Origin of the sequence: Pseudomonas sp. MB-090624, from assembly GCF_003205245.1 — a bacterium.
GTDB lineage: Bacteria > Pseudomonadota > Gammaproteobacteria > Pseudomonadales > Pseudomonadaceae > Aquipseudomonas > Aquipseudomonas juntendi.
Genome location: NZ_QJRK01000045.1, coordinates 1 through 24284 on the forward strand (window position 1 = coordinate 1; position 24284 = coordinate 24284).

Below are 24284 nucleotides of genomic sequence, written 5' to 3' on the forward strand. Positions count from 1 at the left end.
ATGCGCAAGTACCTGACAGGCATCTGGGCGTGCATGAGCGGAGATGAGCCATTTGATACGGCCAAGCTTTTCAGCTCTGAACACCTCAGAAAAGCTTGACCGCCAACAGAGTATCTACGTTTGTTTCAGGCCAGTGAGGCCTGTGAGAGGCGCGCGCGACCGCCTGGTTCATACGACGCGATATCGAGGCATGCGCCAAGGCGTTCGCGCGCAAATCCCCCAGGCATAATTGGCCCGAAACAAACGTAGGAGCGAGCGCAGCTCGCGATGCGCCGCGCGGGCGGCGCTCGGTCTGATAGACGCTGCAAAAACCAAGGCGTACACGTTAGAATGCCCAACTGCCTCCACCCCTCGGACCCTGCCCCTTGCTCACCGAACCTCGCCGCCGCGCCTTCCTTTCCGCCATGCAAGTGGTGCACTGGCTGCCGCGCGCCGAACTGCCGTTCGCTGCGCCGTCGCGCCCCGAGTTGCTGCTACCGGTGGCCCCGGTCGAGGACCTCGACTTCGATGTGCTGCCGCCAGCCCCTGGCAACGAAAAGCCAATCGCACCCCAGGCGCGCTCCGCCGAGCGGCCCAAAATCGAGATCCCGCGGCCCGGCAGCGGGCCCAAGCCGGCGGTCAAGGCGGTCGAGGCCGAGGCGCAACCCGCACCAGCAAGGCCGGCGCCGGTGCCACCGCCACGTTTCGCGCTGCAGTTGCTGCGCGCCGGCAGTTGCCTGCTGCTGGTCGAACTGGCCACCGGCCAGCCGTTCCAGAGCCGCGACCCTTCCTACCTGCTGCTCAAGGACATGCTGCGCGCCGCCGGGCTACCCGATGCACCGCAGATCATCGGCGAGCCGGTGCGCTGGCCGTTGCTGGTACGCGGCAACATGGACCAGGGCCCGGAGGCGGCACGTGATTTTGTCCAGGGCTTTGTCCAGGCGCGCCTGGAAGACGCGCCGTGCACCTGCCTCTGGCTGGTGGGCCTGCCAGCGGTGCGCTTTGCCGCCAACGCCGACGCCCAGGCCTATTACCAAACCCTGAAGCTCGACGGCCTGGGCGATGCCTGGGTCTTGCCGGGCCTTGAACTGTTGATGGACGAGCCGCAGCGCAAGGCGGACGTCTGGAAAGCCATGCGCCAGCTGATGGCGCGCTGGAAGAGCGTTGAATGAGTGACTCGATCAGTTTTCGCCCGATGACCGAGGCGGATCTGGATGCCGTACTTAAGATCGAATATGCCGCGTTCAGCCACCCCTGGACCCGCGGGATTTTCCAGGATGCGCTCAAATCCTACGAAGTCTGGCTGATGTTCGATGGCGAGCAGCAAGTGGGCCACGGGGTGATCAACGTGATCATCGACGAAGCGCACCTGCTCAACATTACCGTCAAACCCGAGAACCAAGGCTGCGGCCTGGGCCTGCGCCTGCTGGAGCACCTGATGGCCCGTGCCTACCAGCTCAATGGCCGCGAATGCTTCCTGGAAGTGCGCGCCAGCAACCAGTCGGCCTACCGCTTGTACGAGCGCTATGGCTTCAACGAAATCGGCCGTCGCCGTGACTATTACCCAGTGGCGGGTGGCCGTGAAGATGCCCTGGTGATGGCTTGTACCCTGCTTGAAGACTGACCCTGCGTGCTGCCTGGTTAACATCGCCTAGCGCGGCTGCCCCGGCACCGGTGGTGCTGGGGCGTCAGGCTGCAACAAGCCCAAATGAGCCAGACATGCGTGGCACTCTTCCATGACCCAGCCTGTGAAGCGCTGGCGCTTGCCACCATCGTTCAGCGGCTGGGGGCTGAGCAGGTGGTAGGCCGAGCCATCGCGGATAAACCCGAACGGCGCCTGCAACTGCCCGCTGTCGAGTTCGTCGCGCACCATCAAGGCAGAGGCCATGGCCACGCCCAAACCGGCGCTGGCAGCCTGGATCGACAGATAGAAATGCTCGTAGTCGCTGCGTTCGCAGTGCCGCGCCCGTTGGCCGCTGAGGCGCAGCCAAGTGGGCCAGGCAGCGGGGCGAGTGGTGCTGTGCAGCAGGCGTTGGCCGTCGAGCCGGAACCCGGCGCTGGGGCGGCACACCGGGCCGACCCACTCATCGCAGACCTTCTGGTTGAACAACTGGTTACCCCAATGGAAGTCGTCACGGCGGATGGCCAGGTCGACGCCGCCGCGGGCGAAGTCCAGCGGACCGCCAGCGGCTACCAGGTGCAACTGCAGGTCGGGGTGGGCTGCATGGAAACGCGGCAGCCGCGGGATCAGCCAGCGCATGGCGATGGTCGGTTCGCAGGACAGCACCAGCACATTGTCGCGGGCCTGGTGTTGCAAGCGCTGCACGGCGCCTTCCAGTTGTTCGAAGATCGCCTGGGTGGTGCCGTGCAGCGCGCGGCCGGCGGCGGTGAGAAAAATGGCCCGGTTGCGGCGCTCGAACAGTTCTACGCCAAGGCTTTCTTCGAGCAAGCGCACTTGCCGGCTGACGGCGCCGTGGGTGACGTGCAGGTGTTCGGCGGCGCGCACGAAGCTTTCGCTTTGGGCGGCGATGTCGAAGTAGCGGAAGGCGTTGAGTGGGGGCAGTTTCATGGCAGCTCTCCAAGCCGGCACTGCAGCGTTGGCCAGCCTGCACAATCACACGCTGGCTGGAGCAGGCGCTAGCTATCTGTGACTGAAACTATCAGATTTGCACCACGATAAATCGATTTTTCCTGCGCCGTAAGCTCCCGATAATCCTCGGTCTGTGCATTTTCATCGCCTATCGAGAGCTATCCCCATGACCGAACTCGTCGCCGTCGCCGTATTCACCCTGCTTGCCGTCATCAGCCCCGGTGCCGACTTCGCCATGGTGACCCGCAGCAGTTATGCACAAGGCCGCAAGGCCGGGCTGGCTGCCGCAGTGGGGATCGCCTTGGGGGTCCAGGTGCACGTGCTATACACGGTACTAGGCATTGCCGTGATCATCAGCCAGAGCCCGATGCTGTTCCTGGCCATGAAGGTGGTGGGCGCCGGGTATCTGATCTACCTGGGGTACAAGTCGGTCACCAATACCCGGCGCATCAGCCTTGAGGGTGGGGCGCCTAACAGTGCCTCGGTGCTGCAAGCCCTGCGCACGGGGTTTTTGACCAACGCACTGAACCCCAAGACCATGTTGTTCGTGGTCAGTGCCTACACCCAGGTCGTGCAACCGGGCAGCTCGTTGCAGCTGGCATTTGCCTATGGTGCATTCATGTCGTTCGCGCACTGGCTGTGGTTCAGCCTGGTCGCGGTGTTTTTTTCCAGCACTGCCTTGCGCAAGGCCATGATCGACCGCCAAGTGCTGGTGGACCGGGTGATCGGCCTGGCGCTGATCGGGCTCGGGTTGACCGTGGCAGTGAGCGGCATCCGCTGACGCCCAGGGGGCAAGAGGGGGTAGCAGCCCCGGGCTGCTTTCGATGCGGCAGTTCTCGCAGGCAAAGAAAAAGGGCTTACCTTGCGGTAAGCCCTTTGTCTTGTTTGGTGGCTACACAGGGACTTGAACCCCGGACCCCAGCATTATGAATGCTATGCTCTAACCAACTGAGCTATGTAGCCGATGGCGCGCATTATTCTCTTGAACGCCCCCCCTGTCAACACTCATTTCAAAAAAAATTTGCACGCTTTCAAAAACTTAGCGGCCAGGGCCGGTTCTAGCGCACCACAAGCCAGTGCCCGAGCACGCCTTGTAGCTGCAGATGCTGGGCGGCGGCCAGGGATTGCAGGGTTTCCCCGGCGCGGTCGAGGTTGAAATCGCCGCTTACACGGCGATGGGCCAGTTGTTCATCCATAAGCCATACCCGCTGGCCCTGGTAGCTGGCCAGGCGCTCCAGCACCTGCCCCAGCGGCATGTCGCTGGCCTTCAGGTAGCCGCTGCGCCAACTGTCTACGGTTTTCAGGTCCGCTGGGCGTACCGCGCCGATGCGCGTGTCATCGAAGGTTACCCGTTCACCTGTCGAGACCAGGCGCTGCTCACCCCCCTGCACGACCATGGCCTTGCCACTGATGACCACCAGCTCGTCATGGTTGGCATGGCGGGTGACTTGCAGGCGGGTGCCGAACACCTGGATGCGTGCGTTACCCACTGCCACCTCCAGGGCGCGCCCATCGAGCGCCACCTGCAGGTACACCTGGCCCTGTACCAGATGCAGCTGGCGGGTACGGCCGCGCAGGTCCACGTTCATCGCACTGGCGCTGTCCAGGCTCAAGGTCGTGCCATCGGCCAGGCGCGTGCTGCGCCGCTCGCCCACATCGGTGTGCAGCTCGCTGGCCAGGCGCTGCATCCACGGCCAGTAAAGGTAGGTAGCGGCGGCCAGGCCCAAGAGAAAGAACAGCGCCACCCATTTGCCCAGGTGACTGCGGCGCTCGCTTGGCGGCCGTGGGCGAGGGCGGGCGGGTGAGGGCTGCACCTGCTGCCAGAAACGCTCCAGCTCGGCATAGGCCTGGGCGTTTTCCGCGGCTTGGCACCAGGCCGCGAAGGCCTGGCGCTGGGCGTCGTCACAGTTGGGGTGGCGCAGCGCCGAGAACCACTCGAGCGCTTCCTGCTCGGGGTCGGGTTGCAGCTGTTTGGCGGGCAACGGGCTCATGGGTACGGTCTGCTCGCGAGAGGGGCCCGTGGGCCCAACGATGACAGGGGAAGTAGACAGGGATGCTAATTATATTGAGAACCATTTTCAAGAACGTCACGACGGAGGGAAAAAAAGGTAGCTAAGTATCTATTTGTTTCCCGATAATCGGATCCCAAACCTGAGGACGGAGATTTAGGCAAATGGCCACCAGTAGCGCCTCCACCGCATCCAGCCAGGCACCGGCCAACCAGGCCACGCCGCTGGTGATGCGTATCATCGGTTTCTGCGCGCTGGCGCACCTGATCAACGACCTGATCCAGTCGGTACTGCCGGCGATCTACCCGATGCTCAAGGCCAATTACAACCTGAGCTTCGCCCAGATCGGCATGATCACACTGACGTTCCAGATCACCGCCTCGCTGTTGCAGCCCTGGGTCGGCTTTTTCACCGACCGTCGGCCGGCACCGAACCTGCTGCCGCTGGGCACCTTGTGCACCCTGGTGGGGATCGTGATGCTGGCCTTCGTCGGCAGCTTCCCGATGATCCTGCTGGCGTCTGCACTGGTGGGCATCGGTTCCTCCACGTTCCACCCCGAAACTTCGCGTATCGCGCGGCTGGCCTCCGGCGGGCGCTTCGGCCTGGCCCAGTCAACTTTCCAGGTGGGGGGCAACACCGGTTCGGCGCTGGGCCCCTTGCTGGCGGCGGCCATCGTCATTCCGTTCGGCCAGACCCACGTCGCCTGGTTCGGCCTGGCGGCGTTGTTCTTCCTTGGCGTAACCCTGATGCTGCGTGGCTGGTACAAGGAACACCTCAACCAGGCCAAAGCACGCAAGGCGGTGCAGGCCACCCATGGCATCTCCCGCCAGCGGGTGATCGTGGCGCTGATCGTGTTGGGCTTGCTGGTGTTCTCCAAGTACTTCTACATGGCCAGCTTCACCAGCTACTTCACCTTCTACCTGATCGAGAAATTCGCGGTATCGGTAGCCAGCTCGCAGTTGCACCTGTTCCTGTTCCTCGGGGCCGTGGCGGCGGGGACCTTCTTCGGTGGGCCGATCGGTGACCGTATCGGTCGCAAGGCGGTGATCTGGTTCTCGATCCTGGGCGTGACCCCGTTCACCCTGGCGCTGCCCTATGCCGATCTGTTCTGGACCACGGTACTGAGCGTGGTGATCGGCTTCATTCTGGCTTCGGCGTTTTCCGCCATCGTGGTGTATGCGCAGGAGCTCGTGCCGGGCAGCGTGGGCATGATTGCCGGCATCTTCTTCGGCTTGATGTTCGGCTTTGGCGGCATCGGTGCGGCGCTGCTGGGGTACGTGGCAGACTTGCGGGGCATCGAATACGTCTATGGCGTCTGTTCGTTCCTGCCGCTGTTCGGATTGCTGGCGGTGTTCCTGCCCAATACGGGCAAGCGCTGATTTCGTCGGGGCCGCTGCATGCGGCGGCCCCTGCCGATTGACGGCCGGACTGTCCTTGGCCTAGAGTGCCGCCACTTTCCCCTCCCACCTGCGTAGTAGCCAAGCAATGCGCCGTACCCCGTCACTGCCCAGCGCCCGCCAGCCTGCCCTTCAGGGCTTGCGCCATGCGTGGCCGAGCGACACGGTACTCAAGCGCCGACGCAGCGTGCTGTTTGCCTTCACCTTCTCGCCACACTTCGCCTGACCTGATCTGCGCGTTCGCGCCGCTGGCCACTTTGGCCTGCGCGCCTGTGTCTGCACGTTTTTCCGGTTTGCAAGGAGTGGTACATGAACATGCGTTTGCTGGCGGGCTTGTTGTTCGCCGTTTCGGTCGTGGGTTTCAGCCTGGGGGCGAGCCTGCCCCTGGTTTCGTTGCGCCTGCATGAAGCAGGGGCGGGCACCCTGGAAATCGGCATCATCTCGGCTATTCCTGCTGCCGGCATGATGCTTTCGGCATTCCTGGTCGATGCCTGCTGCCGCCACCTCACCCGGCGCACCATCTACCTGCTGTGTTTCAGCCTGTGCACACTCAGCATCGCCCTGCTCGAAGCGGCCTTTGGCTCGCTGTGGCTACTGGCGCTGCTGCGCCTTGGCCTGGGGCTGGGCATGGGTATCGCCATCATTCTGGGCGAGTCGTGGGTCAACGAACTGTGCCCGGAGCACAACCGCGGCAAGATCATGGCCCTGTATGCCACCAGCTTTACCGGGTTCCAGGTGCTCGGCCCGGCCATGCTGGCAGTACTGGGGGCGGACAGCCCATGGATCACTGGCGTGGTCACCGTTGGCTATGGCCTGGCCTTGCTGTGCATCGTGCTGACGGTGCCCAATGACCATGTGGCGCACGAAGAAGGCGAGAAAAGCTTTGGCCTGGCGGGGTTCTTCCGGGTGGCGCCGGCGTTGTGCATGGCGGTGCTGTTCTTCTCGTTCTTCGACGCCGTGGTGCTGTCGTTGCTGCCGGTATACGCCAGCAGCCATGGCTTCGCCGTGGGTGTGGCGGCGTTGATGGTGACGGTGGTGTTTGCCGGCGACATGTTGTTCCAGCTGCCGCTTGGCTGGCTGGCCGATCGGGTCGAGCGCACCGGGCTGCACCTGGTGTGCGGGCTGGTGGCGATGTCGATCGGTATAGGTTTGCCCTGGTTGCTGGACCTGACGTGGCTGTTGTGGCCGTTGCTGGTGGTGCTGGGGGCGGTGGCCGGGGGGATCTATACCTTGGCGTTGGTGCTGATCGGCCAGCGCTTCAAGGGCCAGGACCTGGTCACCGCCAATGCCAGCGTGGGCCTGCTGTGGGGCGTAGGCAGCCTGGTAGGGCCGTTGGTCAGTGGCGCGGCGATGGGCGTGGCGCCGCATGGCCTGCCAATGGCGCTGGCGCTGATGGCCGGGCTGTTCGTGTGCTTTGCCCGGCAGTCGTTTCGGGCTGCGGGCCGCCTGCGCGCGTTGGCGGACTGACGGCTTCGGGGTTGCTTCGGTCATGAATGGCCGCGTTGCGGCCCATCGCGATACAAGGCCGCGCCCGCACGCGTCAGGCGGCTGCGATGCTGACCCAATACCGGGTATGGTACTCGACCCGCACCGGCAGGCTACGGCTGAGCAGGTGCAGGATGGCGCCGGTGTCGCTCAACTGAAAGGTGCCAGACACCACCAGGCTGGCCACTTCCGGCGCACAGCGCAGCAGGCCCGGGCGATAACGGCCCAGTTCGGCGACAAACTCGCCAAGCGGCATCTGCTGCACGCTGAGTACGCCGTCAGTCCAGCCCCACGGGTCACTGTGCAACGTTACGGCCTGGACACGGCCGTCGCGCCACACCTGCAAGGTCTCGCCCGGCTGCACTTGCCTGCGCAGTGCCGAGGCGGGGAACAGCGTGACCTGGCCACGGCGCACCGCCAGCAGCAGGCCCTGGCGGTTTTCACGCAGCAGCAACTGGCCGTCCAGGGTGACCAGCCGCCCAACCGGCGTTTCGATCAGGAACGGCCGGTGGTCGTTGGCGTTGCTCTCCAGGCTCACTTCACCGCGTAGCAGCGCCAGCTGGCGCTGTTCAACGCTGTAGTCCAGGTCGATGGCGCTGGCAGTGTTCAACTGGATACGGCTGCCGTCGCGCCCCTGCACCTGGCGACGCTCGCCGACGGCGGTGCTGTTGTCGGCCAGCAGCTCAGGTAAACCCAGTGGTTCACGCGCCGCCAGGCCCAGGCTGCCGCCGACGGCCAGCAGCGCCAGCAGCTTGAGGTGGTTGCGTCGGCTGCCACGCTGCTGCTGGCTGCCTTCCAAGGTGCGCCGGCTCAGGTCCTTGGGCAGCCCTGCCAGTTCGTCGCTGAGCAGGCTTACGCGCTGCCAGGCCAGTGGGTGATGCGGGTGGTTGGCCAGCCATTGCTCAAACTGTTGCCGGGTACGCGGGCAGGGGCTGTCGAAGCGCAGCTTCACCAGCCAGTCGATGGCCTGGTCAACCTGGGCTTGAGTGGGGGTGGCATCAGGCATCGGCGTAGCGCAACCGGTAGCAGACACCCAGGGCGCTGGCCAGGTCGCGCTCGATGGTCGCGCGCGACACGTGCAGCTGCCGGGCGATCTGGACAATGCTCAAACCGTCCAGCTGGGCCAGCAGGAAGGCCTGGCGCGCCCGCGGTTTGAGCTGATGCAGGGCGCGGTCCAGGCGCGCCAGGGCATCGAGGATGAGTAACCGGGCCTCTTCGCTGGGCACTTCGGTTTCTGGCACCTGGGCCAGGCTCTGCTGGTAGGCCCGCTCCAGTGCGCGTCGGCGGAACTGGTCGATCATCAAGCCGCGGGCAATGCTGCTCAGGTAGGCGCGCGGTTCTTTCAACGGCGATGCCTGGCGCGCGCGCAATACCCGCACGAAGGTATCCTGGGCCAGATCGGCCGCATGTTCACTGCACCCCACGCGGCTGCGCAGCCAGCCACGCAGCCAGGCATGGTGGGACTGGTAGAGCAGAGCGACCTCGGCCGGTTTGAGCGTGTCGTTGATCTGCATCGTTGCCAAGGCCGGTCCCATGAGGTGTGCGAATGTGAACAGTTCTCAATTCTATGCGCGGAGGATGGCGCGGGGCAATGGTGGGCCAGGAATTAGCCGCGCAAGAACCGGCGTTCCCCCGATGAACGGCTGCGCTAAGCTGCACCTGCACTCGACTTGATGGAGCCGCCATGATTCTGGCCGACCTTTCCCCTGCGGCTTACCGCCAAGCCGGCGAATACCTGGCGGCGCTCGACCCTGACTGGGCGCGGCATGTCGCCGCGACCGGGCCATGCCTGCACCAGGCCACCCCTGGCCGCGAACCTTACGAGGCACTGGTGCGCGCGATTGCCTACCAGCAGCTGCATGCCCGGGCGGCCGAGGCTATCCTGGGCCGGTTGCTGGCGTTGTTCCCGCAGCATGCGTTTCCGCCGCCCGAGCAGTTACTGGCCGCAAGCCCGCAAACCCTGCGCGCCTGCGGTTTTTCGGCGAGCAAGCTGGCGACTATCCAGGGCATTGCCCAAGCCAGGCTGGACGGCCTGGTGCCGACCCGCGAAGCAGCACTGGCCATGAGTGACGACGCTCTGATCGAACGCCTGGTAGCGCTGCGCGGGGTAGGGCGGTGGACGGTGGAAATGCTGCTGATCTATAGCCTGGAGCGGTCGGATATCCTGCCCGTCGACGATTTTGGCGTGCGCGAGGGGTATCGCCGCCTCAAGGGCCTGGACAAGGCGCCGACCCCGGCGCAGATGCGTTCGCTGGGCGGCGCCTGGCGGCCATACCGAACCGTGGCGGCCTGGTACCTGTGGCGCGCCTGAGGTTTTTACACCGCCAAGGCCGGAGCCGGCCGCACGAGTCTGGAAGCATACCCAATGACCGCCTACACCACCCCCGACCAACGCTGGCAAGCCGTCGAAGCCCGCGACCCCGCTGCGGTCGGGCACTTCGTCTATGCCGTGCGCACCACCGGCATCTATTGCCACCCGAACTGCAAGTCGCGGCTGGCCAAGCGCGGCAACGTCGAGTTCTTCAATACCCCTGCGTTAGCCGAGGCCGCTGGCTATCGTGCGTGCAAGCGCTGCACCGCTGGCGCCAAGCCCAGTGCGGCGCGCCATAGCCAGCTAGTCATCCGCGCCTGCCGCCTGATCGAAGCCAGCGACCCCAGCCCCAGCCTCGACCAGCTCGCTGCGCAACTGGCCGTCAGCCCGTACCACCTGCACCGGCTGTTCAAAGCCGAAACCGGCGTTACCCCCAAGGCCTACGCCAGCGCTTTTCGCGCCCGGCGCCTGCGCGCACACCTGGAAGATGCTCGGTGCTCGGTCACCGATGCCATCTACGACGCCGGCTACACCTCCAACAGCCACTTCTATGCCAGCGCCGACCAGCGCCTGGGCATGCGCCCCCGGCAGTACCGCGCCGGGGGCGCAGGGGCCACCATTCATTTTGCCCTCGGCCAGTGCTACTTGGGCGCCATCCTGGTGGCCCAAAGCGACAAAGGCATTTGCGCGATTCTGCTGGGCGACGACCCTGAAACCCTGCTGCATGAACTTCAGGATCAGTTCCCCAAGGCCCGGTTGATCGGCGGTGACCGCGGTTATGAGCAACTGGTTGCCGAGGTGGTGGGGTTCGTCGAGGCCCCGGCGCTGGGCCTCGGCCTGCCGCTGGATGTACAAGGCACAGCGTTCCAGGAGCGCGTGTGGCAAGCCCTGCGCGAGGTGCCGGCTGGCAGCCGCATCAGCTACAGCGACCTTGCCGAACGCATTGGCGCGCCCAAGGCGGTGCGGGCGGTAGCCCTGGCGTGTGCGGCCAATCGCATCGCCGTGGCCATCCCCTGCCACCGCGTGGTGCGCCGCGATGGCGACATCAGCGGCTACCGTTGGGGCGTGGCGCGCAAGCAGCAACTGCTGACGCGGGAAACGGCACTCTCCTGATGCCTTGAAGCCGCGTAGAATCCCCCGCCAAATCGGATTGTAAAGAGGAATATTCGATGAGGCGTCTGAGCCTTGTTCGTTTTTGCCCTGGCCTGATGGCCATGCTGGCGCTGCTGCTGGTGCTCACCGGCCCGGTCGCGGCGGCCCCCGCCACGCCGTTGTCCAACCCGGCCAACGCCGCAGCCCCGGCAGTGGATGAAAACGCCAGTATCGAGCAGTTGAGCGATAGCCTGGACCAGATTCGCCAAGGCGTCAGCAGTAACGCCAACGACGACCTGCTGTCGCAGTTGCGGCTGGCGGCCATGCAGGTTCAGCGCCAGGCTGATGCCTTGAGTGCGCAGCGCACCACCGATGTGGAAAAGCTCGACGACAAGCTCAAGGTGGTTGGCCCGGCCCAGCCTGACGAGCCTGCGGCCCTGACCCAGCAGCGCAAGGCCCTGGAGGCCGAGAAAAAGGCCCTGGTCGCCCAGCAGGACCAGGCCACCAAGCTGACTCAGTCGGCCCGCGACCTGTCCACGCAAATCGTCAACTTGCGCCGCAGCCAGTTCAACTCGCAGATCACCAGCCGCGCCGCCTCGCCGTTGAGCCCGGCATTCTGGCAGAGCATCATCCGCCCCACCCAGGATGACGTGGCGCGCCTGCGCGACCTGCGGGGCGAAGCAGCCGTTGCCATTGGCAGCGCGTTCAGCCCCGAACACCGCTGGCCGTTCATGGCCAGCCTGGTAGCGGCCATCCTGGTCTGGACCTTGGTACGCCTGTGGATAGAGCGGCTATTGGCCCGTGCCATGGTCCGCTGGTTGCCCGAAGGCCGGCTGCGCCGCAGTGCCCTGGCGCTGGGGGTCAGCCTGGCAACCCTGGGCACCATCGCCGGCTCGGTTTCCCTGCTGCGCTGGGGGTTGGAGAGCAATGCCGAACTGGGCAGCGATATCGCCAGCCTGGTCAACCACATCCTGGCGCTGGTGGTGTTCAGCGCGTTCATCGCGGGCCTGGGCCGTGCCATGCTGATGCTGCAGCGCCCGTCCTGGCGCCTGCCGGCCATTCACGACGAAGTGGCCAGCGCGCTGGGCTGGTTCCCCAAGGTGCTGGCCCTGGCACTGATGGTCATGATGACCATGGAGCGCATCAACACCGTGATCGGTGCCAGCCTGGCGCTGACCGTGGCGGTGAACGGCCTGACCGCGCTGGTAGTGGCGATGATCTTCGCTGGCGCGTTGCAGCGCTACCGCCGCACCCTGCGCAAGCATGAGCTGGAACGCCCCACCGGCCTGGGCGGGTTGATCCCGTTCGTGATGGTCATCTGGCTGGGGGTTATCATGCTGGCCATGGTGACCGGGTACCTGACCCTTGCCTACTTCCTTACGGCCAAGTTGCTGTGGGTCAGCCTGGTGATCACGTGCGCCTACCTGTTGACCAGCTTCTTCGGCGACCTGTGCGAAACCCTGCTGTCGCCACGCCAACCCGGCGGCCTGGCACTGGCGTCGACCCTGGGGCTGGCGCCACGTCACCAGGCCCAGGCCAGCACCATCCTGGCCGGTATCGGCCGCACCGTAGTGCTGTTCCTGGCGCTGCTGCTGGCGTTGATGCCGTCGGGCACCAGCCCCAGCGAACTGCTGCTCAGCCTGGGCGACTGGGACGGTACCGGTGGCAAATTGCTGGGCAACCTGAACATCGTGCCGCAGGACATTCTGCTGGCGATGGCGATTCTGCTCGGCGGCTTGTTCGCCATCCGGGTGGTCAAGCGCTGGCTCAGCGAACGGCTGTTGCCGGAAACCGACATGGATGCCGGCATGCGCGCCTCGCTGGTCACCCTGGTGGGCTACCTCGGGTTCATTTTCCTGGCCATGCTGGTGATGTCGACCCTGCGCATCAACCTGACCAGCCTGACCTGGGTGGTCAGTGCCTTGTCGGTCGGTATCGGTTTTGGCCTGCAGCAGATCGTGCAGAACTTCATCTCGGGCCTGATCCTGCTCACCGAACGCCCGGTGAAGGTCGGCGATTGGGTCAGCCTGGCCGGCGTCGAGGGCGACATCCGCCGCATCAACGTGCGCGCTACCGAAATCCAGATGTCCGACCGTTCCACGGTGATCGTACCCAACTCGCAGTTCATCTCGCAGAACGTGCGCAACGTGACCATGGGCAACGCCCTGGGGGTGGTCGGCATCACCTTGACCCTGCCGCTGGATACGGATGCCAACCGTGTACGTGAGTTGCTGCTGGCGGCCTACCATGAACACGAGGCGATTCTGGACGCGCCCGCCAGCTCGGTGTCGTTCAAGGACCTGACCAGCAATGGCATGGTGATCGCGGTCAGTGGCTATGTGGCCGGGCCGCGCCAGGTGTCGGGTACCCGCAGTGACCTGCTGTTCACCATCCTTGGACGGCTGCGTGACGAGGGTATCGCCTTGTCTTCGCCGCAGAGCATGGTGCTGGTACAGGAAGCTGCGCGCCCGGCTGACGAAGCGCCGTGATGCGTTTCATGCCAGTGGCACGCGACTAGATGAATGGCAGAAGCTGTCGAAAGGGGCCGCTAAACGGCCCCGCACAGTCACCCCAGGCACTGTGTCACATGCTTGACCGACTGGTAGCCCGACAAGCCCCAAGGTCCCAGCTCACGGCCTATACCGCTGCCCTTGGTGCCACCCCATGAGGTCTCGACGAACACCGCCTGCACCGAGTTGATCCACACATGGCCCACCTCCAGCGCATCGGCCACCCGCTCGGCGCGCGCCAGGTCTGTGGTGCACACTGTCGCCACCAGGCCGAAGCGGCTGTCGTTGGCCTCGGCAATCGCCTGCTGTTCGCTGGCGAAGCGCCGTGCGCACAATACCGGACCAAAGATTTCTTCGTTCCACAGGCGGCTGTCTTCAGGCACATCGGCATACAGGGTAGGGCTGACGAACCAGCCGCCACGGTCCAGCACTTTGCCGCCGACCAGGCACTGCAAGCCTTCCTCCCGCGCCGTGGCAAAGTAGCCGGCCACTTTCAGCCACTGGGCCTGGCTGGTCAGTGGGCCCATGTCGGCTTCTTCGCTCAGCGGGCTGCCCACCCGCAGGTTTTCCAGCGCTGCCTGCAGGCGTGGCAGCAGGGCGTCGGCGATGCCGTTCTGTACCAGCAGGCGTGATGTGGCCGAGCACATCTGGCCCGCGTTCCAGCAGATGCCGGCAACGATCCATTGCACCGCCGCGTCGACGTCGCAGTCATCGAACACCAGGATCGCCGACTTGCCGCCCAACTCCAGCGTGACCGGCCGGCATTGCGCCGCTGCGCTGCGCATCACCTGGCTGCCAACGTTATTGCTGCCTGTGAACGACAGTTTGTCCAGGCCGTTGTGGTTGCTCAGCGCTGCACCCGTCTCGGCTTTGCCATTGACGATATTCAGCACCCCGGCCGGCAGGCCCAGGGTGTCGGCGATCTGGCCGTAGGCGAGTTCGCACAGTGGGGTTACTTCCGAGGGCTTGAGCACCACGGTGCAGCCAGCGGCCAGGGCCGGGGCAAGCTTCCAGGCGCTGGTCACCAGTGGGAAGTTCCAGGGTACGATCAGGCCGACCACGCCCACCGGCTCCAGGCGGGTGCGGGCGGTGAAGCCGGGTGCAGCCAGCGGTACGTCGCGGTTTTGCCCAGGCAGTTGTTCAGCCAGTTCGGCGTAATAGCCGAAGGTCGCGATGGCGTCGTCCAGGTCGACTTCTGCCTCGTGGCGCGGCTTGCCGTTGTTGCGCATCTGCAGGGCGACCAGCGCTTCGCGGCGTTGCCCAAGCTGTTCGGCGAAGCCGCGCAGATACGCTGCGCGCTCACTGGCGCTGGTGCATTTCCAGGCGGGCAGGGCTGCACGTGCGGCGGCCACGGCCTGGTCGACCTGCTCGGCACTGGCAGCCATCAGTTCGGCAAACGGTTGGCCCAGCGCAGGGTCGTTGACGCTGATGCAGTCGCTGCCCTGGCCGTCGACCCAGCGGCCGGCAATGTAGTGGGAAGTGGTCATGGTGGTTTCCAGTCAGGCCATTTCGGCAGTGGTTACAGGCGTGTGCGCAGCCTGTTTGCAACGCACCCAGCGTGGGCCCTGCGGGCCATACACGCCGGCAGGTTCGGGGAAAAGGCTGAGCAGCAGCAGGTACAGCACCCCGGCCAACCCCAGGGTGACCGGCAGGCTCAGGTCAATGCCACCGGCCAGGTCGCCCAACGGTCCGACGAATTGCCCCGGCAGGTTCACGAAGCACAGGCCGACCACTGCGCTGGGGACCCAAGCGCCCATGCCGCGCCAGTTCCAGCCGTGCAGGAACCAGTAGTGGCCACCCCGCTGGCCGCGGGTGAATACCTGCAGGTCATCGGCGTGGTAGAAACCACGGCGGGTGACCAGGCCGAGGATCATGATCACCATCCACGGGCTGGTGCAGGTGATGATCAGCACGGCGAAGGTCGACACGCTCTGCACCAGGTTGAAGGTAAAGCGGCCGATGAAAATGAAACCGATCGCCAGCACCCCGATCAGCAGCGTGGCGCCGGCACGGCTGAGCAGGCGCGGGAACACGCTGGACATGTCCAGGCCTGTGCCATACAACGCCGTGGTGCCGGTGGACATACCGCCGATCACCGCAATCAGGCACACCGGCAGGAAGAACCAGCTGGGGGCGACTGCCAGCAGCCCGCCGACATAGTTGTTGGCGGCAATGTAGTCCGGTGCCTGGGTAGCCACCAGGGTGGCGGTGCACAGGCCGAACAGGAATGGAATCAGCGTGGCACCCTGGGCCGCTATCACCGCCAGCACGATGCGCGCCTTGGGGGTTTCGCGTGGAATGTAGCGCGACCAGTCACCGAGGAAGGCGCCGAATGACACCGGGTTGCTCATCGCCAGGATCGCAGCGCCGACGAAAGCTGCCCAGAAGCCCGCCTGGCCCAGGTTGACGCTGCCGGCGTAGCCCGCGTCGAACGGCCCGGCAAAAGCAGCGATACCCAGCAGGAACAGCAGGCTCGACGCCCACACGGCAATCTTGTTGACCCACAGCATGAAGCGGAAGCCGAAGATACACACCACCAGCACCAGCACCGCGAATAGGCCGTAGGCCAGGCCCAGGGTCAGGTCGGTTTCCGGCAGGCCGACCAGGCGCTTGGCGCCGCCGACCAGGGCATCGCCCGAACTCCATACCGACAGCGAAAAGAATGCCACTGCCGTGAGCAGCGACAGGAACGAGCCGACGATGCGCCCGTGCACGCCGAAGTGTGCGCCCGATGAGACCGCATTGTTGGTGCCGTTCAGCGCGCCGAACAGGCCCATCGGTGCCAGGATCAGCGCGCCAACGGCAACGCCGAGCACGATGGCCCACACCCCCGCCTGGAACGACAGCCCGAACAGCACCGGGAAACTGCCGAGCACGGCGGTGGCGAATGTATTGGCGCCGCCGAAGATCAGGCGGAACAGGTCCAGCGGGGAGGCGTCGCGTTGATCGGCGGGGATCTGTTCTACGCCGTTGGTCTCGATACCGGTCGAGTGGCTCATGGTACTGCTCCAGCGCGGTTGTTGTGGGCCGGCGCAGTGCGCAAGCCTTCTTGTGGGTGCGATGGCAGGGCGGCAGGGCCGCAAAAAGGTGATCAGGCCGGCGACACGGCCGACAGGTGTTCGTGGCAGGCCAGCCACTGGTCAGCGTGGCGGCGGAACACGATGGTCTCGCGCTCGTTCAGCTGGTGCTCGGCACCGCCGATGCGCAGATGCGTGGCCACATCATGCATGAAGATCGCCACGTCGCCTTGCAGGCTGACCTGGGCGTTGCTGGACGCGCAGGCGAGCACGGCAAACCCTTCGGCCTGCCACTGGGCCCAGACCTTCTCATAGGCCCGGCGTGACAGCAGGGGTTGCGCCAAGGTATGGAAAAGGAACGTGGCGTCTTCGCTGAAGCAGGCGAAGTAGCGGGCGGTGTCGTTGCTGGCGAAGGCGGCAACAAGGTCGGCGGCGGCTTGCCGTACCTGCAGGGTCTGGTCCACGGGGTGGCCTCACGGGTTTTTATGATTGTGGTGAAGCGATTCTGGTGGGGCTTGCCGGTGGGAAAAATCGCTGGCGACAAATAATCAGTTCAGGAATTTGTGAAGTGATGCGCTGGCAGCCCGGCGTTTGGCCATACCCGACTGGCGGAGCAGGTCGGAGCAACTGTCTTTCTCAAAATTCGCAAAGCCTGCGCGATTCATTGTGGGAGATTACGCAGCGCTACGGGCTGGGCTGTCGCGCAGAGAACTCAATTCGTAAGCGCGACGCGGCCTGTGTGGGAGCGGGCGTGCCCGCGAAGCAGGCGCCGCGGTGTCTGGCACCGGCTGCGCCGGTGTTCGCGGGCACGCCCGCTCCCACAAGGGCCCTGTTAAATCAAAAAGTTATATATTGTCCTGCAAAAGCCCGGCCGCCGCCTTAGCGATAAGGCCGGCACGGGCCACATAAAACGAAAACCCCTTGAGGCATAAGCCGCAAGGGGTTTCTGGTTACTGCAGGCTACCGCTTAGACATTGAAGCGGAAGTGCATCACGTCGCCATCTTTGACGATGTAGTCCTTCCCTTCCAGGCGCCACTTACCGGCTTCCTTGGCGCCGCTTTCACCCTTGAACTGGATGAAGTCGTCATAGGCCACGACTTCAGCGCGGATGAAGCCTTTTTCGAAGTCGGTGTGGATAACCCCGGCCGCCTGGGGTGCGGTGGCGCCCACGCGTACGGTCCAGGCGCGAACTTCCTGCACGCCAGCAGTGAAGTAGGTCTGCAGGTTGAGCAGTTCGTAACCGGCGCGGATCACGCGGTTCAGGCCTGGCTCTTCCAGGCCCAGGGCCTCGAGGAACATGTCTTTCTCTTCGCCATCGTCGAGCTCGGCGATTTCTGCTTCGATCTTGTTGCACACCGGCACCACGACCGCGCCTTCTTCCTCGGCAATGGCCTTGACCACGTCCAGGTGCGGGTTGTTGTCGAAGCCGTCTTCGGCGACGTTGGCGATGTACATCACCGGCTTGCTGGTCAGCAGGTGGAAGCCGCGGATGACCGCCTTGTCTTCGGCGCTCATGTTCTTCATCAGGCTGCGTGCTGGCTTGCCTTCGGTGAAGTGCGGGATCAGCTGCTCGAGGATGGCCTTCTGTGCCAGCGCCTCTTTGTCACCGCCCTTGGCATTGCGTGCGACCTTCTGCAGTTGCTTCTCGCAGCTGTCCAAGTCAGCGAAGATCAGTTCGAGGTCGATGATCTCGATGTCACGCTTGGGGTCCACACTGTTGGAAACGTGGATCACGTTCTCGTCTTCGAAGCAGCGGACCACATGGGCAATGGCGTCGGTCTCGCGGATGTTGGCGAGGAACTTGTTGCCCAGGCCTTCGCCTTTCGATGCACCGGCCACCAGGCCGGCAATGTCGACGAACTCCATGGTGGTCGGCAGGATGCGGTTCGGCTTGACGATTTCAGCCAGCGCAGCCAGGCGCGCGTCGGGCATCGGCACGATGCCGCTGTTCGGCTCGATAGTGCAGAAAGGGAAGTTCTCCGCCGCGATGCCAGATTTGGTCAAGGCGTTGAACAGGGTGGACTTGCCGACGTTGGGCAGGCCGACGATGCCGCAATTGAAACCCATGGGTATTCCCCTCTCTAAAGGAAATCAGGCCTTCTGGCTGTGCAGTTCGCGCATCGCCTTGGCGAAATCGCCGGCAAGCACGTCCGGCAGCACGCCGAGGGCAAAATCGATGCTGGCGTCGAGCTTCTCCTGCTCGGCGCGCGGCGCGCGGCCCAGGACGAAGTTGGAGACCAGTTTGGCGTCGCCCGGGTGGCCGATGCCAAGCCGCAGGCGGTGGAAGTCGTTCTGGTTGCCGAGCTGCGCGATGATGTCGCGCAGGCCGTTGTGCCCCCCATGACCGCCGCCGCGCTTGAGCTTGGCAACGCCCGGGGGCAGGTCGAGTTCGTCGTGCGCCACCAGGATCGCTTCCGGCTTGATGCGGAAGAAATTGGCCAAGGCCGCCACGGCCTGGCCGCTACGGTTCATGTAGGTGGTGGGGATCAACAAACGAACGTCGTTGCCCTGATGGCTGAACTTAGCCGTCAGGCCGAAATATTTTTTGTCAGCGGTCAGCGAAACACGCTGGGCGCTGGCAATGCGTTCAACGAAAAGAGCCCCTGCGTTATGCCGGGTCTGTTCGTATTCGGGGCCGGGGTTACCCAGGCCGACGATCAACTGGATGGCGGTCACGTCAGGGGCTCTTCCTTGGAGTTGGTGGGCTACAGTGCGCGCGGCACTGTAACCCGATCAACGCCGGCGTGCGAGTGGATTACTCGGCAGCGCCTTCTTCAGCAGCTTCGGCGGAAACGCGCGGAGCGTGAACGTTGGCAACAGCTTTGTCATCACCGTGGGCCAGAGCGACGAACTCTACGCCTTTCGGAGCTTTCAGGTCCGACAGGTGGATGATGGTGCCGATTTCAGCGTTGGCCAGGTCGACTTCGATGAACTCTGGCAGGTCTTTGGCTTCGCAGGAAACTTCGATCTGCGATTCAACGTGCGAAACTTCGCCGCCTTTCTTGACCGGTGCTTCTTCGTTGATGAAGTGCACTGGAACAACAGCGGTCAGCTTCTGGCCAGCTACGACGCGAACGAAGTCGGCGTGCATGATGAAGCCTTTGGCTGGGTGACGCTGCATGGCCTTGACCACGACGTTCTGCTTGGCGCCGTCGACGTTCAGTTCGATAACGTGGCTGAAGGCAGCTTCGTTTTCGAACAGTTTGGCGATTTCCTTGGCCACGATGGTCAGGGACTGGGCTTCTTTATCGCCACCGTAAACTACGGCAGGGATGCTGGCGGAGTGACGCAGGCGGCGGCTCGCACCTTTCCCCAGGTCAGTACGCGCTTGGGCGTTCAGGATGAAATCGGTCATTTTACTTCTCCAAAATAGCCTCCCGAATGGCGTTTGCGACCAGCGCCAGACGGGGATGGCAAAAAAGCCCCGCCCCAACACAGGTTGGGGCGGGGCGCTTCATATCAACACGGGTTCCGCTTAGCGGAACATCGCGCTGATCGATTCTTCGTTGCTGATACGGCGTACCGCTTCAGCGACAACCGGTGCGATATCCAGCTGGCGGATACGGTCACAGGCTTGAGCAGCGGCGGACAGCGGTACGGTGTTGGTCACCACCAGCTCGTCCAGTACCGACTTCTCGATGTTCTCGATCGCGCGGCCCGACAGGACAGGGTGCGTGCAATAGGCATAAACCTTGGCAGCGCCGTGTTCTTTCAGGGCTTTGGCCGCGTGGCACAGGGTGCCGGCGGTGTCGACCATGTCGTCTACCAGGATGCAGGTGCGCCCTTCGACGTCGCCGATGATGTGCATGACCTCGGAGTGGTTAGCCTTTTCACGGCGTTTGTCGATGATACCCAGGTCGACACCCAGGGACTTGGCGACGGCGCGTGCGCGCACAACACCACCGATGTCCGGGGATACGATCATGAGGTTCTCGAAACGCTGGTCTTCGATGTCGTCTACCAGTACGGGCGAGCCGTAGATGTTGTCGACGGGAATATCGAAGAAGCCTTGGATCTGGTCAGCGTGCAGGTCGACAGTGAGTACACGGTCGATACCGACGACAGTGAGCATGTCAGCGACGACTTTGGCGCTGATGGCTACACGTGCCGAACGCGGACGGCGGTCCTGGCGGGCATATCCGAAGTAAGGAATCACGGCGGTGATTCGGGATGCTGAGGAGCGGCGGAAGGCGTCGGCCATCACTACCAGTTCCATCAGGTTATCGTTGGTCGGGGCACAGGTCGGCTGAATAATGAAAACGTCTTTACCGCGAACATTTTCATTGATCTCAGTGCTGATCTCGCCGTCGGAGAATTTACCGACAGAGACGTCACCGAGAGGGATATGCAGCTGACGTACTACACGCCGAGCCAGATCGGGGTTAGCGTTCCCCGTAAAGACCATCATCTTGGACACGCGCAGTACCTGGAGGCTGAGGGTATACCTGGATGAGTATAAGGAAAATGGCAGGGGCGGCTGGATTCGAACCAACGCATGGCAGGATCAAAACCTGCTGCCTTACCGCTTGGCGACGCCCCTGTATCTGTTGCTTGCGAACGCTTATGCGCCCGACTTCTTGACCAGACTTTGCAGCTTGCGATGCAACATCGAAACATTGCTTCCTTTCGCCACAAACCCTGTTTGGGTCGCTGAAAGAAGGGCCAGAACTTTATCAGCTTCGGCTTTGCTTGGGAAGGCCCCAAACACACAGCTTCCAGTGCCGGTTAATCGAGCTTCGGTGAATTTTCCCAGTGAATTCAATGCGTTTCGAACTTCTGGGTAATTCTGCTCTACCACCGGTTGGCAGTCATTTCGACTGTTTCCCTTGGGAACGGGGCGCATCTTAAGGGGCAGTGAATCACGTGTCAACTGCGGATGTGAAAAAATTTCTGCTGTGCTGACAGACACTTGCGGCACCAGCACGACATACCAGGGTTCTTCCGGGTCGACCGGGGTCAGCTGTTCGCCCACGCCCTGGGCGAAGGCTGCATGGCCGCGCACGAATACCGGTACATCCGCCCCCAGGCTCAGGCCCAAGGCGGCCAGGCGGTCTTCGTCCCAATCCAGCTGCCACAGGTGGGCGAGGGCCAGCAGGGTGGTGGCAGCATCCGAACTGCCGCCGCCGATACCGCCACCCATGGGCAGGACCTTGGTCAGCCAGATGTCCGCACCCAATGGGGTACCTGATTGCGCTTGTAGCTTGCGCGCAGCACGCACGATCAGGTTGCTGTCGTGCGGCACCGCCTCGATAGGGGTATGCAACTGAATCACGCCGTCATCGCGCAGGGCGAAGCGCAGTTCGTCGCCGTGGTCGAGAAACTGAAACACCGTTTCCAGCTCATGGTAGCCGTCGGCGCGGCGGCCAACGATGTGCAGCCACAGGTTGAGCTTGGCCGGTGCCGGCAGGGTCAGCGTGTGCATGGGCTCACTGCCCCAGCTGGCGCGGCTGCCAGTCCTTGATCACCAGGGTCACGTCCAGGTCCTGGCCGTGCAGCTTCAGGCGCTCGGGCAGCCAGTAGCCGTTCTGCTCGGTGTAGCTCAGGTACTGCACCTGCCAGCCATCCTGGTCGAGGGTGGCCAGGCGGCTGTCGCCGTCAAGGCTCAGTGTGCTCTTGCTGTCAGGGGCGGGCAGGCCGCGTACCCACCACACCAGATGCGAGACCGGCAATCGCCAGCCCAGTTGCTCTTCCAGCAGGGCTTCGGGGCTGGGGGCTTCGTAGCGGCCCTGGTTGGCCACTTCCAGCACCACGCCGCCGGGGCGACCGGTGAGGCGGGCGGCACCTCGGCCCAGCGGGCCGGCCAGGCGAATGTCGTAGTAATCCTGGCGTTGCAGCCAGAACAGCGTGCCGCTGCCGGAGTCGCGTGGTGCGCGGATGCCGACCTTGCCGTTGATCTGCCAGCCGTCGAGGCTGCTCAGTTGCTCTTTATGGGCGCGCCACTGCTGTGGGTCGCCATGGCCCTGCAGGGCCTCGCGGCTTCCAAAGCCGGCGCAGCCGGCGAGCAGGGCGATCAGGGTGAAGGTAATGCAATGGCGCAGAAACATGGCGTTAAAGGGTCTCGGATCCGGTCAGGCGCAGAAGGGTCTTGCGCAGGAGGGGGCTGTCGGGCTGGGCATCGAAGCCCTTGGCCCAGACCTGGCGGGCTTCGCGGCGTTTGCCGTTGGCCCACAGCACTTCGCCCAGGTGGGCGGCCACTTCGTGGTCGGGGAAGTTGGCAAACGCCTGGCGCAGGTAGGTTTCAGCCGCGTCGAGGTTGCCCAGGCGGTAATTCACCCAGCCCAGGCTGTCGAGCACTGCCGGGTCGTCGGGGGTCAGCTGGTGGGCCTTTTCGATCAGCGTCCGGGCCTCGGCGTAGCGGGTCGTGCGGTCGGCCAGGGTGTAGCCCAGGGCATTCAGGGCCATGGCGTTTTCCGGCTCGCGGGCGATGATCGCGCGCAGGTCTTGTTCCATCTGCGCCAGATCGTCGCGTTTTTCGGCCAGCATGGCGCGTGTGTAAAGCAGGTTGAGGTCGTCCGGGTAGCGCTGAATGGCCTGCTGCAGCACCTGGTTGGCCTGGGCGTCCTTGTTGTTGTTGCTGTAGCTTTCCGATTCGATCAGGTACAGCTGGATGGCGTAGTCCGGCTGCGCTTCGCGGGCCTCGGCAAGCAGGCGCGAGGCCTCGCTGCCACGGCCGTTGGCGATCAGAATGTCGGCCTGGCGCAGTTGCGCCGGCAGGTAGTCGGGGCCCGGGCCGACCAGGGCGTATTCACGCAGGGCACCTGCGGGGTCGTGACGCTCTTCGCGGATACGGCCCAGGTTGAGGTGCGCGGCGTCGACATTGCTGTCGCGCTCGATTAGTTCCTGCAGGTAGCCCTCGGCCTCGTCCCAGTCCTTGTTCTCCAGGCACACCAGGGCCAGGGAGTAGCGCAGTTCGTCGTCGTCGGGGTACTGCTGGACCAGGCTGAGGAATTCGCCCTTGGCATCGGCAATACGGTCCTGCTCGACCAGGGTGCGGGCGTAGGTCAAGCGCAGGCGTTTGTCGTCCGGGTTGTCGCGAATGGCCCCGCGCAGCAGGGGCAGGGCCTCGGGGCCGCGGTCCAGTGCCTGAAGCAGGCGGGCGCGCAGCAGGATCGGGGCGATTTCGCCGTTTTGCGGCGGGTGCGACTCGAGCAGTTCCAGGGCTTCTTCGGTCTTGCCGTCCTGGTTCAGCAGCAGGGCCTTGCCGAATACCAACTGGCCGTTGTCGGGGTATTTTGCCAGCAGCCGCTCGAAGCTCTGCAGCAAGCCGTCACGTGTGCTCTGGTCGGTTTCGGCAGCTGACAGGGCCAGGAAATCGAAATGGGTGTCGCCCTGACCCTGCAGTACCTTTTCCATGTAGGCCATGGAGTCGTCATAACGGCCGGCGCGCGCCAGTTGAATGGCAGCGGCGCGTTGGGCGTCGAGGTTCTGTGGGTCGTTGCGGGCCCAGACCAAAGCGTTTTCCAGGGCGGGCTCATCGGCACCCAGGTATTCGGCGATGCGGTAGGCGCGCTCGGATACGCCGGGATCCTGGGTCTTGGCGGCCTGGTCGGTGTAGTTGGCCAGGGCGATATCGAAGCGGTTGCGCTGCCCGGCCAGTTCCGCCACCAGCAGGCTGTAAAGGGTGTCTTGCTTGAAAGAACCATACACCACGGGCTTCTCGGCCTCCGCCTTGGCGGCATCGGCAACGGGAGGCTCGGCCTTTTGCGGGGCCAGGCTCTGGCAGCCCTGAAGCAGGGCGAAGGCAAGCAGCAATGCGTATGGTTTGTTCATAGAAGGCTTTATTGGAGGACTCACCGGCGGTCGCAGCATGATGACACAAGCGCGGGGGCAAACCCACCTGCGAAGGTATGAAGCCATGCATAGCACATGCAGACCGCAGCGCGGCAGCGTGGT

23 protein-coding genes and 2 tRNA genes are annotated in these 24284 nt (G+C 64.2%); 9 read left to right on the top strand and 16 right to left on the bottom strand.

Going from position 1 to position 24284, the window contains the following annotated elements:
- Nucleotides 1-365 precede the first annotated feature (365 nt).
- Nucleotides 366-1151 carry an energy transducer TonB gene (locus tag DMX12_RS22235; protein WP_110679459.1) on the top strand — a complete coding sequence of 262 codons (786 nt, stop codon included), beginning with the start codon at nt 366-368 and terminating at the stop codon, nt 1149-1151.
- Nucleotides 1148-1603: a ribosomal protein S18-alanine N-acetyltransferase gene (rimI, locus tag DMX12_RS22240; protein WP_029887538.1), complete on the top strand. Its 456-nt coding sequence runs from the start codon at nt 1148-1150 to the stop codon at nt 1601-1603. The genes DMX12_RS22235 and rimI overlap by 4 nt, the downstream gene beginning before the upstream one ends.
- A gap of 27 nt (nt 1604-1630) precedes the next feature.
- Here the strand turns inward: rimI and DMX12_RS22245 are convergent, their stop codons facing one another.
- On the bottom strand, nt 1631-2548 hold the full coding sequence (locus DMX12_RS22245) for a LysR substrate-binding domain-containing protein (protein ID WP_110679460.1): 918 nt from the start codon (nt 2546-2548) through the stop codon (nt 1631-1633).
- A gap of 187 nt (nt 2549-2735) precedes the next feature.
- Between DMX12_RS22245 and DMX12_RS22250 the strand changes: the two genes are divergently transcribed.
- Nucleotides 2736-3350 carry a LysE family translocator gene (locus DMX12_RS22250; RefSeq protein ID WP_110679461.1) on the top strand — a complete coding sequence of 205 codons (615 nt, stop codon included), beginning with the start codon at nt 2736-2738 and terminating at the stop codon, nt 3348-3350.
- Nucleotides 3351-3455: 105 nt separating this feature from the next.
- Here the strand turns inward: DMX12_RS22250 and DMX12_RS22255 are convergent.
- Both DMX12_RS22255 and DMX12_RS22260 read right to left on the bottom strand, forming a co-directional pair.
- Nucleotides 3456-3532 (bottom strand) — tRNA-Met (locus DMX12_RS22255).
- 95 nt (nt 3533-3627) lie between these two features.
- Nucleotides 3628-4560, bottom strand: coding sequence for a FecR family protein (locus tag DMX12_RS22260; RefSeq protein WP_110679462.1), 933 nt, complete (start codon nt 4558-4560; stop codon nt 3628-3630).
- A 182-nt stretch (nt 4561-4742) separates the two neighbouring features.
- Between DMX12_RS22260 and DMX12_RS22265 the strand changes: the two genes are divergently transcribed.
- The 3 genes from DMX12_RS22265 to DMX12_RS22270 all read left to right on the top strand — a co-directional run bounded on the left by DMX12_RS22265 (nt 4743) and on the right by DMX12_RS22270 (nt 7442).
- Complete coding sequence (locus DMX12_RS22265; protein ID WP_009686117.1) at nt 4743-5957, top strand: MFS transporter; 1215 nt, start codon at nt 4743-4745, stop codon at nt 5955-5957.
- Between the two features lie 106 nt (nt 5958-6063).
- Complete coding sequence (locus DMX12_RS29540; RefSeq protein ID WP_165944152.1) at nt 6064-6201, top strand: hypothetical protein; 138 nt, start codon at nt 6064-6066, stop codon at nt 6199-6201.
- Nucleotides 6202-6284: 83 nt separating this feature from the next.
- Nucleotides 6285-7442 carry an MFS transporter gene (locus DMX12_RS22270; RefSeq protein ID WP_054903914.1) on the top strand — a complete coding sequence of 386 codons (1158 nt, stop codon included), beginning with the start codon at nt 6285-6287 and terminating at the stop codon, nt 7440-7442.
- 73 nt (nt 7443-7515) lie between these two features.
- Here DMX12_RS22270 and DMX12_RS22275 read toward each other — a convergent pair whose 3' ends face one another.
- Together DMX12_RS22275 and DMX12_RS22280 are read right to left on the bottom strand one after the other, a co-directional pair.
- Nucleotides 7516-8466 (bottom strand): FecR domain-containing protein, encoded by a 951-nt coding sequence (locus DMX12_RS22275; RefSeq protein WP_110679463.1) that lies wholly within the window; start codon nt 8464-8466, stop codon nt 7516-7518.
- Nucleotides 8459-8974: a sigma-70 family RNA polymerase sigma factor gene (locus tag DMX12_RS22280; protein WP_009686121.1), complete on the bottom strand. Its 516-nt coding sequence runs from the start codon at nt 8972-8974 to the stop codon at nt 8459-8461. The genes DMX12_RS22275 and DMX12_RS22280 overlap by 8 nt, the downstream gene beginning before the upstream one ends.
- 170 nt (nt 8975-9144) lie before the next feature.
- Between DMX12_RS22280 and DMX12_RS22285 the strand changes: the two genes are divergently transcribed.
- From DMX12_RS22285 to DMX12_RS22295, 3 genes are read left to right on the top strand one after another with little or no spacing between them, the layout of a single operon-like run.
- Nucleotides 9145-9771, top strand: a complete 627-nt coding sequence (locus DMX12_RS22285) for a DNA-3-methyladenine glycosylase (protein ID WP_009686122.1) — start codon at nt 9145-9147, stop codon at nt 9769-9771.
- 54 nt (nt 9772-9825) lie between these two features.
- Nucleotides 9826-10884 (top strand): bifunctional DNA-binding transcriptional regulator/O6-methylguanine-DNA methyltransferase Ada, encoded by a 1059-nt coding sequence (gene ada / locus DMX12_RS22290; protein WP_110679464.1) that lies wholly within the window; start codon nt 9826-9828, stop codon nt 10882-10884.
- Between the two features lie 56 nt (nt 10885-10940).
- Nucleotides 10941-13352: a DUF3772 domain-containing protein gene (locus DMX12_RS22295; protein WP_110679465.1), complete on the top strand. Its 2412-nt coding sequence runs from the start codon at nt 10941-10943 to the stop codon at nt 13350-13352.
- Nucleotides 13353-13429: 77 nt separating this feature from the next.
- On the opposite strand, the gene DMX12_RS22300 is transcribed toward DMX12_RS22295, so the two are convergent.
- From DMX12_RS22300 to DMX12_RS22355, 11 genes are all read right to left on the bottom strand, one after another.
- A complete protein-coding gene (locus DMX12_RS22300) occupies nt 13430-14860 on the bottom strand; it encodes an aldehyde dehydrogenase family protein (RefSeq protein WP_110679466.1) in 1431 nt (476 codons plus the stop codon).
- Between the two features lie 12 nt (nt 14861-14872).
- On the bottom strand, nt 14873-16372 hold the full coding sequence (locus DMX12_RS22305; protein WP_110679467.1) for a cytosine permease: 1500 nt from the start codon (nt 16370-16372) through the stop codon (nt 14873-14875).
- Between the two features lie 92 nt (nt 16373-16464).
- Nucleotides 16465-16854, bottom strand: a complete 390-nt coding sequence (locus tag DMX12_RS22310) for a nuclear transport factor 2 family protein (RefSeq protein WP_029887927.1) — start codon at nt 16852-16854, stop codon at nt 16465-16467.
- Between the two features lie 503 nt (nt 16855-17357).
- Nucleotides 17358-18458 carry a redox-regulated ATPase YchF gene (gene ychF, locus DMX12_RS22320; RefSeq protein ID WP_064314338.1) on the bottom strand — a complete coding sequence of 367 codons (1101 nt, stop codon included), beginning with the start codon at nt 18456-18458 and terminating at the stop codon, nt 17358-17360.
- Between the two features lie 24 nt (nt 18459-18482).
- A complete protein-coding gene (pth, locus tag DMX12_RS22325; RefSeq protein ID WP_009686183.1) occupies nt 18483-19067 on the bottom strand; it encodes an aminoacyl-tRNA hydrolase in 585 nt (194 codons plus the stop codon).
- Between the two features lie 79 nt (nt 19068-19146).
- Nucleotides 19147-19746, bottom strand: a complete 600-nt coding sequence (locus DMX12_RS22330; RefSeq protein ID WP_009686184.1) for a 50S ribosomal protein L25/general stress protein Ctc — start codon at nt 19744-19746, stop codon at nt 19147-19149.
- A 120-nt stretch (nt 19747-19866) separates the two neighbouring features.
- Nucleotides 19867-20808 carry a ribose-phosphate pyrophosphokinase gene (locus DMX12_RS22335; RefSeq protein WP_003247410.1) on the bottom strand — a complete coding sequence of 314 codons (942 nt, stop codon included), beginning with the start codon at nt 20806-20808 and terminating at the stop codon, nt 19867-19869.
- 48 nt (nt 20809-20856) lie between these two features.
- Nucleotides 20857-20931 (bottom strand) — tRNA-Gln (locus tag DMX12_RS22340).
- A gap of 21 nt (nt 20932-20952) precedes the next feature.
- Entirely contained in the window at nt 20953-21813 is an 861-nt protein-coding gene (ispE, locus tag DMX12_RS22345) for a 4-(cytidine 5'-diphospho)-2-C-methyl-D-erythritol kinase (RefSeq protein ID WP_110679469.1), read from the bottom strand.
- Between the two features lie 4 nt (nt 21814-21817).
- Entirely contained in the window at nt 21818-22435 is a 618-nt protein-coding gene (gene lolB, locus DMX12_RS22350; RefSeq protein ID WP_047149785.1) for a lipoprotein insertase outer membrane protein LolB, read from the bottom strand.
- A 4-nt stretch (nt 22436-22439) separates the two neighbouring features.
- Nucleotides 22440-24161 carry a tetratricopeptide repeat protein gene (locus DMX12_RS22355; protein ID WP_110679470.1) on the bottom strand — a complete coding sequence of 574 codons (1722 nt, stop codon included), beginning with the start codon at nt 24159-24161 and terminating at the stop codon, nt 22440-22442.
- Nucleotides 24162-24284 lie beyond the last annotated feature (123 nt).